Raw genomic sequence first — 2,634 nt, forward strand, 5'->3', positions numbered from 1 at the left:
CTGCGGGGTTAAGGCGCGAGTTGGGCCGGACGTTGCACATGGCAGCGCAGGTGGATGAGCCGGGGCCAGGGGAGGAGGTGCAATGGCTGGCGCCAGGCACCGTGGAGGTGGGGATGGCGGTGGCATCGTTGTGCCCGGCGAAGGTTCATTCCCCCGCGAGTTCGCGGGTGGCGGTGAGCCTGCAGGCGCACACACCGCCGAACCTGGAAAGCGCGCAGGCCGCTCCACAGATGCTGGACGGGTGGCTGCAGCCTGCACCGCCCAGCCGTGTGCAGGCCACGGCCGACCCGGTGAGCCGCAAACGCCCGCTCGGACCCGATCAGCCGGGCGAAGGGCCAAGCGGGATCAAGCGTGGCGCGCCGATATTGCGCCAGTTGCCGGAGGCTCTCCCGAGATTACCGGTCTTCTTGGAGTCTCCTGCCCCGCATCGTCAGGACCATGCCCGTTCGCTGCGGCCTTGGCGGGCGGATCTGTTGACGAATGATCCTCGCCACCAATTTGAAAGCGCGCAGGCAGCGGCCGATCCGGTGAGCCGGAAACGCCCGTTGGTACCGGAGCAGGCCCAGCCCAGTTCGCTTCGCCACTGGCAGCGGGAGCTGTTGAAGGCCGTACCCCCAGTGACAACCCAAACTCGTAGTGCACACGCCCGCAGGCTGATATTGGAGACTAAACGGTGGCCTGTCCCGATGCTTACCGAGGATCTCATGACCATGTCGGGCGTCGGTTATTCCATGGCGCAGGCCGTTCGCAAGCTGACCAACCTTCCCCAGCTTCAGATCCTGATGCGCCAGCATGAGCAACGGTTCCGTGAGTCCGACCGCGACTATGCTCGGCGGCTTTTGGGAAAGGGTGCCCGAGCGGACGCATTAAACGCCGTATTCCATCTCACGCTGAAAGACCTCGTCTCCGAGGCCCCGCGGGCAAAGGTGGTCGGAGTATCGCTGCAGACTTCACCGCAACTTGGCGCACCCGTCTCCGGCGCGGACACATCCGCCGACCGGTCGGGCCAGCGGACGGTCCAGGGGCTCTCCGGCGTGGCTCTGCGCACTGCTGCAGGTGGCGGCGAGTGGCCGCCGAATCAGCCACTGCAGCAGTGGCACCGGGAGTTGTTGGCGTTGGAACCCCCTGCCGCTGTTGGTGCATTGGAAAGTCCGATGGGCCATGCCCGGCGCCTGGCACTCCTGGCGTATCCGGTGAGGGGTCTTCTTGCACCCGAAGATCTGAGTTGGATGGCAGGGATTGATTTGGTTGACGCAGCCATGGTGCGACTCCTGCCGGAGCGCAAGGCATTGTCGGCGCTCCTGCGCCAGCATCGGCAGCAACCCTGGGAATCGGATCTGCAATACATCGTTCGAATCCAGGCGGAGGGTGTGGAGAGGCAGGACGTGAAATACCTCTACAAGGTGAGTCGCCACGGTTTGCCACAGAGCCAATGGAATCTGCCTGAGGCTCCCTTGCTTTCGAGCCTGCCACCCAGTCGGGACCACCCCGATCCGGCCTGGGGTCAAGCCCGTCCGTTACTGCCTTGGCAACAGACTCTATTGCGCGACTTCCCCCGCGGCCTCGTTGAAACCGCTAGCGCACACGCCCGCAGGCTGGTACTGAAGGTTGACCGATGGCCCGGCCCGGTGCTTGCCCAGGATATCGAGGCCATGACCGGTGTCGGTTCTTGTGTTGCGCGCAACATTCGCAAGCTGGTCGACTTTCCCGAGCTTCGGCGCCTGATGGGCCAGTATCCGCAAGACTTCCGTGAATCGGACCGCGATTATGCTCGGCGGCTTGCGGAACATGCCGCCCCGCCAACCGATTTGTGCTGCGTATTCAGCATGGCGCTGTCTCAGCTGTTTCCCGCCCCGACGCAGGACGGGGCTTCTGTACTCAGGGAACCGCCGGTTCCACCGCAGCCTGGCGAAGGGGCCTCTGGCACGGACACGGCGATCGACCGGTCGGACAAGCGACCGGTCCAGGGAATCCCGGGAGTGGAGGAACGAACCGATGCAAGCAGCATCGTGTGGCGGCGGAATCAGCCGCTGCAGTCCTGGCAACAGGCGTTGTTGACGCTGGAGCCGCCACCCGCACCCGGCTCATTGGAGAGTTCAGATGGGCATGCCCGGCGCCTGGCACTAGCGGCATATAGAGGCAAGGGTGTGCTTCGCGTGGAAGACCTCATGTTGATGGCGAACATCGATTGGGCGGCAGCAGTGCGAGAGCGCCTTTTGCCGCTGCGCAAGCATCTGCCGACGCTCATGCGTACGTATCGGCAGCAACCCTCGGAATCTGATCTGCACTACGCGAGGCGACTTAAGCGTGAAGGTGCGACGAGCCGGGACCTGAAGTTTGTCTTCAGGGTGAATGCGGACCAACTGCTGGAGGCGTCATCCGGGCCACTGACGCTGCCTAAGTCCCCCTCGCACCGGCCGACGCACTGGCGTCCAACCCTGCCGGGGCCCTCTGAGAACTCTGATCGGTCCATGTTGGCGGAGGGCGGATATACCGGTCCGCCAGCGGAGCCATCAACGGCTCCCAGCGTGTCCGGGCCTTCGCCCGATGCCGCGCCGTGACCTACCCGTAGCCGCTGACCTCTTCGATATCGATATGCCTGCGCGATTCCATCTTCTGACCTCACCGCCATCC

Annotated in this window: 1 protein-coding gene; it reads left to right on the forward strand. The window is 64.4% G+C overall.

Going from position 1 to position 2,634, the window contains the following annotated elements; all coding sequences use genetic code 11:
- Positions 1 to 113 precede the first annotated feature (113 nt).
- Entirely contained in the window at positions 114 to 2,561 is a 2,448-nt protein-coding gene (locus tag BMY53_RS25205; RefSeq protein ID WP_143074259.1) for a hypothetical protein, read from the forward strand.
- Positions 2,562 to 2,634 lie beyond the last annotated feature (73 nt).

Origin of the sequence: Roseateles sp. YR242 (assembly GCF_900109745.1) — a bacterium.
Lineage (GTDB): Bacteria > Pseudomonadota > Gammaproteobacteria > Burkholderiales > Burkholderiaceae_C > Roseateles.

What these genes read in the sequence shown, in the direction of transcription:
- BMY53_RS25205 (WP_143074259.1), top strand. Translation starts at nt 114, where the DNA reads ATGGCGGTGGCATCGTTGTGCCCGGCGAAGGTTCATTCCCCCGCGAGT.